Annotated in this window: 7 protein-coding genes; 5 read left to right on the plus strand and 2 right to left on the minus strand. The window is 63.2% G+C overall.

Annotated elements, in window-relative coordinates:
* Positions 1–113: 113 nt before the first annotated feature.
* Positions 114–1,100 carry a UbiA family prenyltransferase gene (locus tag OKA05_RS28470; RefSeq protein WP_264490623.1) on the plus strand — a complete coding sequence of 329 codons (987 nt, stop codon included), beginning with the start codon at positions 114–116 and terminating at the stop codon, positions 1,098–1,100.
* A 133-nt stretch (positions 1,101–1,233) separates the two neighbouring features.
* On the opposite strand, the gene OKA05_RS28475 is transcribed toward OKA05_RS28470, so the two are convergent.
* Positions 1,234–1,713, minus strand: coding sequence for an asparaginase domain-containing protein (locus OKA05_RS28475; RefSeq protein ID WP_264490624.1), 480 nt, complete (start codon positions 1,711–1,713; stop codon positions 1,234–1,236).
* A 51-nt stretch (positions 1,714–1,764) separates the two neighbouring features.
* On the minus strand, positions 1,765–2,658 hold the full coding sequence (locus OKA05_RS28480; protein WP_264490625.1) for a uracil-DNA glycosylase: 894 nt from the start codon (positions 2,656–2,658) through the stop codon (positions 1,765–1,767).
* Between the two features lie 289 nt (positions 2,659–2,947).
* On the opposite strand from OKA05_RS28480, the gene OKA05_RS28485 reads away from it, so the two are divergent.
* The 4 genes from OKA05_RS28485 (at position 2,948) to OKA05_RS28500 (ending at position 6,631) form a co-directional block, all read left to right on the plus strand.
* The gene (locus tag OKA05_RS28485; protein ID WP_264490626.1) at positions 2,948–3,691 is read left to right on the plus strand and encodes a PspA/IM30 family protein; all 744 of its coding nucleotides are present in this window, start codon (positions 2,948–2,950) and stop codon (positions 3,689–3,691) included.
* A 45-nt stretch (positions 3,692–3,736) separates the two neighbouring features.
* Positions 3,737–4,102 (plus strand): YkvA family protein, encoded by a 366-nt coding sequence (locus tag OKA05_RS28490; protein WP_264490627.1) that lies wholly within the window; start codon positions 3,737–3,739, stop codon positions 4,100–4,102.
* Positions 4,103–4,248: 146 nt separating this feature from the next.
* Positions 4,249–5,724, plus strand: a complete 1,476-nt coding sequence (locus OKA05_RS28495) for a sulfatase (RefSeq protein WP_264490628.1) — start codon at positions 4,249–4,251, stop codon at positions 5,722–5,724.
* A gap of 82 nt (positions 5,725–5,806) precedes the next feature.
* Complete coding sequence (locus OKA05_RS28500) at positions 5,807–6,631, plus strand: protein-disulfide reductase DsbD domain-containing protein (RefSeq protein ID WP_264490629.1); 825 nt, start codon at positions 5,807–5,809, stop codon at positions 6,629–6,631.
* Positions 6,632–6,907 lie beyond the last annotated feature (276 nt).

The following is a 6,907-nucleotide window of genomic DNA, read 5'->3' on the forward strand; positions in this document are numbered from 1 at the left end:
CGCAGCGGGCCTCCTGACCGTCTTTCGATAGGCCGGAGACCCCGCAGTTCTTTTCGGAAGGCACGCGGCTGGAACTCTTGCGACGGTCATGCACCGCCGCTACAAGGCTCGCGATGTCCCGCCTCCGTCCGCTGTTAGCCACGCTGCGCATCGCCAACGCGCCGAGCGTGGTGAGCAATGTGTGGCTGGGGTTCATCACCGGCTGGTACTTCTGTTTCGGATCCTGGATCCCGCTCGATACGGACATGATCCACTGGCAGAACGTGGTTCTGCTCTGTGCGTCCGGGCTGCTGATCTACTTCGCCGGCAATTTGGCAAACGATTGGCACGACTTGGAGTGGGACAAGGAACGCCGGCCCGAACGGGCCCTGCCATCCGGGGTCTTTCGCCGGTCCAGCTATCTGGGGGCAGCATGCCTCTCGGCCGCCTTGGGGATACTCTGCGCGTTCGTGCAGAACCGCTACTGCGGCATCTGTGCGATCGGCATCCTGATACTGGTCGCGATCTACACGCGCTTCCACAAGCGGGCGATCTGGCCGGTGATCCCCATGGGGCTTTGTCGCGCCGGGCTTTACTTGATGGGCTTCGCCGCGTTCGCACCGGACTTCATCTCTTACTTCGACGCGGGTATCACTTGGCAGTCGATCGCCCAAGGGGCGCTCATCATCCTGACGATGGCCGCCGGGCTATTCGCCTACATCACGGGCCTCTCTCTTTCAGCCCGATATGAGGGAATGGGGGATGCTCCGCCCGGCCCGCGCTTTCTTTCCAAGGTTCTCCTTTTCTTGCCCATGGTGGCGATGCCGTGCTGGTTCGTAAGCCAAGCACCGCACTGGGGGCTGATCTCGATCGCACCGTATGCCGCGTGGCTGACCTTGTGTTTCACCCGCTTCAAGAAGCCGATCCCCCGCTATGTCTCGGCGCTACTCGCCGGAATCCCGTTGGTGGACTCAGCTGCCGCCATCCCCTTGGCGCTGTTGCTCGCCTTCGTCCCGGGAAACGGCGTGGTCAATGTGCCCTTGGCGTGGGGAATCGTGGCCGTGCCGTTTGCGGCCTTCGTCTTGGGCCGCGCGCTGCAAAAGCTGGCACCCGCAACGTGAAGCCCGCTGGGAGCGCGGGCCGCTGGCCCGCTGAAGCACGGGGACTGCCTACATTGAGGCTTCGGACCGAAGCGGTGACCGGAGCCTAGGGACCGTTCAGCGGGCCAGCGGCCCGCGCTCCCAGCGTACTGCATCACACCGCCTCAAATCGTCCCGCCTCGCGATTCTTGCGGACCTTCCCGGCGGGAAAAACAGTCCCGTTCATCGCGAGATAAACCCCGGGCGGAAGCGCCTGCACGGCACCGAGCGCGAGGCCGAGATTGAAAACGGCATCGGTCACGCGGAACCGCGCGGGAGCAAGGGCACCGGTAAGGACGATGGTCTTGCCGGCGAGCCCCGTAAGAGCCTCGGCGGTGAGGCTCATGGTATCGGTGCCGTGGGTGATGAGGATCTTTTCCTCGGGAGCCTCCACACAAGCGCGGCGAATCTCCGCACGGTCGGCATCGGTCATCTCCAGGCTGTCTTTCCGGAGCAGGGGCTCCAGCCGCCACTCAATGGTCACGCCGGATTCGCGGAAGACGTGCGGCACGGTCGGCTCGCCAACCTCATACTCGGAAGAGGCGTCGAAGTAGACCTTGTCGATGGTACCGCCGGTGGTGAGGACGAGGAGCATGGGAAGAGACAAAAGATCGCAAGATTCCAGACACCAGACCGGAGAAGAAGGCTACGCCTTCGGTAGGAAGAACGACCGCTGCTTGTCGGAGACCGGCATGCCGAGTTTTTCCATGGCCTCCATCATGTCCTCCCAGACGGCGCGCTTGTCGCGGACCGAGGTGCTGCGCAGCAGGTAGGAGGGGTGATAGGTGACGCGCACCGGGATCCCATTGAACTCGTACCACTTCCCGCGCATCGCGCTGACCGAACCGGTGAGGCCCAGCAGACCCTCCGCCGCGGTGCCACCGAGGGCGACGATGCAGTGCGGCTTCACGATCTCGACCTCGGCACGGACGAAGGACAGGCAGGACGCCATTTCCTCCAGGGTCGGCTTGCGGTTGTTGGTCGTCTGGCCGGGCGTGGCGGGGCGGAATTTGACGATGTTGGAAATATAAGCCTGCTCGCGGGCCAGCCCCATCGCTTTCAGGATGTCGTTGAGCTTCTGACCGGCGGGGCCGACGAAGGGCTCGCGCTGGAGTTCCTCCTGGTAGCCGGGGGCCTCGCCAACAAGCATGAGGTCCGCCTCCGGACTGCCGGTGGAGAAGACCATGGTGGTGCGCAGCGTACCGAGCTTGCGGGCCGGAGCCCAGTTCTCCGCCTGAGCGGCGAGGGCGGCGATCTTTTCGGCAGCGCTCCCGGCGGCCGGCGCGGAAATCGCCGGGACGAAAGCGGCGACCGGCGGAGCGGCGGCAGAGACCGGGGAAGAGGAAGCAGGTTCTTCAGCGATGGCAGCGACTGGGGCGGACACTGAAGTGGCTCGCGCGGGTGCTTGTTTCGGCGCCCGGGCCCGCCGATGAAGTTCGCGGAGGAGTTCCTTGGCCTGATCGTCGAGGTGGATGTGCGTGACACCGCGAACTTCCTCGCTGCGGAGGAAGTCGAGCAGGGCATCGACCGGACGGCTCACGGGCAGGACGCTAGGCATCCGTCGGCGACGGTGCAATGCCGGTTTGGGTCCAGAAAATGGGACTGCCAAGACGCCAAGTTCGCCAAGTTTTCCGAGGCATTGAAAAGAAACCCGCGTCCCACGACTTGCCCTCGAGATGAGAGCAGCCTGACCTTCCTTGGCGCACTTGGCGTCTTGGCGGTTCCACTTTTCCGCCGGACGCGCGATTCCATTCCCCCGGCAGGCTTGTACTTGCCCCTCCCCCGCCGCTTCACCCATCGTGCGAGTGCGCAGACCGCGCTTCCCGACCATGTTCCGCCGCATTGCCAACCTGTTCAAAGGATTCCTCGGCCTCTTCATCGGGGGAATCGAGAAGAAGAACCCCGAAGCCTTGCTCGACGTGGAGAAGGAAAACCTCCGCAAGCAAATCAGCGAGTTCAACCAAGGTCTCGCCGCGCACGCGGGGCTGGTCGAGCGGCTGATGGGTCAGGTGAAAAAGCTCAACAACGAGGAGACAGAGCTGAAGGCCAAGACCAAGGCCCTCCTCCAGGCCGGCCAGCGCGACGCCGCCGCGGAAACGGCGCTGCGCTACCAGACCGTGGACAAGCAGCACGACGAGCTGAACGCCCAGATGGAGGCCGCCGAGACCCGCTACAAGGAACTGGTCCGCGCCCGCGACGTGGCCATCAAGGCCGCGCGCGACAAGATCGAGTCGCTACGGCGCGGCATTGACGACATGAAAGTCCAGAAAGCCATGGCCGAACTCAATGAAATGGCCGCCGGCATGGTCGGCTCACTCGGTGGCTCCGGCGATACGCTCAACCGTCTCGAAGAAATGGTCGAAGACGAACGCAGCAAGGCCGCCGGCCGCGCCCGCGTCGCCCGCGACAGCGTGGACATGAGCGGCACCGTCTTGAAAGAAGCCGAGCAAAAGGCGATCGCCAACATGGCCCTCGCCGACTTCGCCGCGGCAGAAGGAATCGAACTCGAGCCGAAGCAGGGCACCACCGAAGCCCCGCCAGCACAGGGCACCATGGGACCGGTGAGCCAATGAGCAACTTCTAGCGGCGGTCCACGAAAGCAGCCGCTATATTCTTAAATGAGTTCCGAGCTCCCATCCCGCTACCGCGCCGATCGCTGGTATTCGCCGCAGAACCTGTGGCGGAAGATTTCCCGCTACGCCGTGGTCGCTGGTCGTAAGACCGTGGTCAGCGCGATCACGCTCTACCACTGCCTGCGGGACAAGGACACCCCGCGCTGGGCGAAGGGAGTGATCGTGGGCGCACTCGGCTACTTGATCCTGCCGACGGACTTGGTGCCAGACATCATTCCCGGCGCTGGCTACGGCGACGATTGGGCGGCCCTGGTCGCCGCGCTCGGGACGGTCGCGGCGTATGTGAAGGATGAGCACAAGATCCGCGCGGCAGTGCAGACCGAGAAGATCTTCGGTCTGAAAGGGCATTAGAACAGGCCTCGGGCGAAAAATCCGACATCGCCCGGGAACACCCGGACGTCTGACAAAACTCCTGTTTTGCGAGGAGCGTTTGTTCCCTAAAATTGCTACGGAAACCCTGAGGCACGCCTGCGACCGGCTCCTCTGCCCTGCACTTCATGAAAAGACTGCTACCTGTCCTGCTTGCCCTCTTTTCCGGGCTGTCGGCCGAAGAGAAGCCAAACGTCCTGCTCATCTGCGTGGATGACCTTAAGCCTGCGCTCGGCTGCTATGGCGACAAGCTGGCGAGGACACCGAATCTGGACCGCTTGGCCGCACGGGGCATGCGCTTCGATCTCGCCTACTGCAATCAATCGGTCTGCGCGGCTTCGCGGAACAACCTGCTGCTCGGCTCTCGCTCGACCTCGCTTGGCATCTACGACCTCGGCACGAATTTCCGCAGAGCCGTGCCGGACGCGGTAACGCTGCCTCAGTATTTCATGAAGCACGGCTACCGCGCCGAGGCGGTCGGCAAGATCCTCCACACCGGCCACGGCAATGTCGACGAAGCCGCATCGTGGAGCGTCGCGACGGTGATCCCTAAAGTCGTCGAATACCTCGATCCCAAGAACTCCGCCGATGGCCAGCTCACGCGCGAAGAGGCGTTCTTCACCAATCAGAAGCTCGGAGAAATCGGCAAGCTGCCACGTGGATCCGCCTGGGAGTCGATGGAAGTGAGCGACGAAGGGTACTCCGACGGCCGGACCGCGACGGAGATCATCAAGCGCCTGCAGGCCGCGAAGGAGCGGAAGGACACGCCATTCTTCATCGGCGTCGGCTTCGTGAAACCGCACCTGCCATTCTCGGCGCCCCAGAAGTACTGGGACCTCCATGACCCCGCGAAGTTCCAACTCGCGGCGAATCAGAAATCGCCGGAAGGGGCGCCGCCCTACGCTGGCAAGCACGGCGGAGAGATTTCCAATTTCGATCCCGTGAAGCCGAATGGCGATGTGAACGACGAGGTCGCCCGCAAGTTGATCCATGGCTACTACGCCGCCAGCAGCTACATGGATGCGCAGCTCGGACGCGTGATCGACGAACTCGACCGCCTCGAGCTTTCAAAGAACACCATCATCGTGCTGTGGGGCGATCACGGATGGCATCTCGGCGATCACGGCATCTGGACAAAGCACACGAACTACGAGCAGGCGAACCGCATCCCGCTTTTCATCATCGCACCCGGGATGAAACCCGGGGCAACCCGCCAGCTTGCCGAAACCGTGGACATCTATCCGACGCTGGCAGATCTTGCCGGATTGCCGAAGCCCGCGGTCCCGCAGCCGATCGACGGGTTGAGCCTGGTTCCAGTCCTCAAGGACCCGTCGGTTAGAATCCGCGACAACGCCACCCATGCCTTCCCGCGTGGCGAGGGCCGCATCGGCCGCGCGATCCGCACCGAGCGCTACCGCTTGGTCGAGTGGAAGAGGCCCGGCACGCCATCCGACGACGCGGACTTCGAGCTCTACGACTACGAGTCAGATCCCGCCGAGTCCGAGAACCTTGCCAAGAAGAAGCCGGAGGTGGTGAAAGAACTGCGCGCCATGCTCGCCCGCCAGCCGGAGGCCGAGCCACGCCCGATTAACCTCCGGAAGTAAATGAGCCGAAGCGGCGTCCAGTGGATCGACTCTCCGAAGAAAGCCCGATGACTTTCCCTCCACCGGCTCGTAGCATCCGGTCGTGAAATCGCTGCTCTTGGCTCTGCTTCTCACCGGGTCCGCGGTGGCGGAAGAGAACCCGCTATCGGTGGAGTTGCTCTCGGAGGTGAAAGCCATTGCGCCCGGCGAAACCTTCACGGTGGGGCTGCATCTCAAACCACCTGCGGGATTTCACACCTACTGGAAACACCCTGGCATCGTCGGCGTGGCAACGAGCGTCGAATGGTCGCTGCCGCCCGGCTTTTCTGCAGGCGAAAGCCAGTGGCCCGCTCCACAAACGGTGAAAATGGCTCGATACACCGCCCAAGGATACCGCGGCGAATCCCTTCTCCTGGTGCCAATCACGGCTCCTAAAACAGTTCCCGACCCTCTCGTTACCTTGACCGCCCACGTCTCTTGGATGTGCTGCGGTCCCCAGTGCCACCCCGCAAGCAAGGTTCCGTTCTCCATCACCTTGCCGGTCGCCCCTTCCTCGACTGCAACCGCGACTGCGGATCCCACCACCAAGCCGCTGTTCGATCGCTTTCGCGAGCAAGTCCCGAAAAAGGACGATGCCTGGCGAGTGGAGATCGCGCGTCAATTCGACTCCCTCCTGCTGACCCTCACCTCCAATCAGCCGCAGCTCACCCGTGACGTCGCAGAGCTTGGAACGCTCCGCTTCTTCACCGCGGACGGCCAGATTGATTCGGATAGGGAACAAAAGGTCACCCGCGGACCCGGACAAAAGCTTCGCATCGAATTGCCGCTCTCCAAACAGTCCCACGAAGGCTCCAAGTTGGCCGGCGTAGTTGTCGCCCAGCAAAGTTGGCGAAAAGACGGAACTTCGGTCGCCCTCGAGCTCCCCTGATCTCACCGACAGCTTCCTCCCGTAGCGGAAGGACTTCGTCCTTCCGCCGGGGTGCGGGTGGAGCCGGCGAGGCGCAACGATTTGCCTCCCCGGACCGCCCTCGGCCGGAACGGCTCACCAACAGGAACAGCCCTCGCTGAAAGTGTAAGTAGTCCCGGCTTCAGCCGGACTGAACCTGGGAAAAGAGCCGCCTTTTATTTGCAGCGAGTCCGGCTGAAAACCGGGACGACGTGCACTTTGAATCCCATCGCCGGAATCCCCAGCCGTCCGCGGCAC

This window comes from Luteolibacter arcticus (assembly GCF_025950235.1).
Lineage (GTDB): Bacteria > Verrucomicrobiota > Verrucomicrobiia > Verrucomicrobiales > Akkermansiaceae > Haloferula > Haloferula arctica.

What these genes read in the sequence shown, in the direction of transcription:
- OKA05_RS28470 (WP_264490623.1), top strand. Translation starts at nt 114, where the DNA reads ATGTCCCGCCTCCGTCCGCTGTTAGCCACGCTGCGCATCGCCAACGCG.
- OKA05_RS28485 (WP_264490626.1), top strand. Translation starts at nt 2,948, where the DNA reads ATGTTCCGCCGCATTGCCAACCTGTTCAAAGGATTCCTCGGCCTCTTC.
- OKA05_RS28490 (WP_264490627.1), top strand. Translation starts at nt 3,737, where the DNA reads ATGAGTTCCGAGCTCCCATCCCGCTACCGCGCCGATCGCTGGTATTCG.
- OKA05_RS28475 (WP_264490624.1), bottom strand. Translation starts at nt 1,713, where the DNA reads ATGCTCCTCGTCCTCACCACCGGCGGTACCATCGACAAGGTCTACTTC.
- OKA05_RS28495 (WP_264490628.1), top strand. Translation starts at nt 4,249, where the DNA reads ATGAAAAGACTGCTACCTGTCCTGCTTGCCCTCTTTTCCGGGCTGTCG.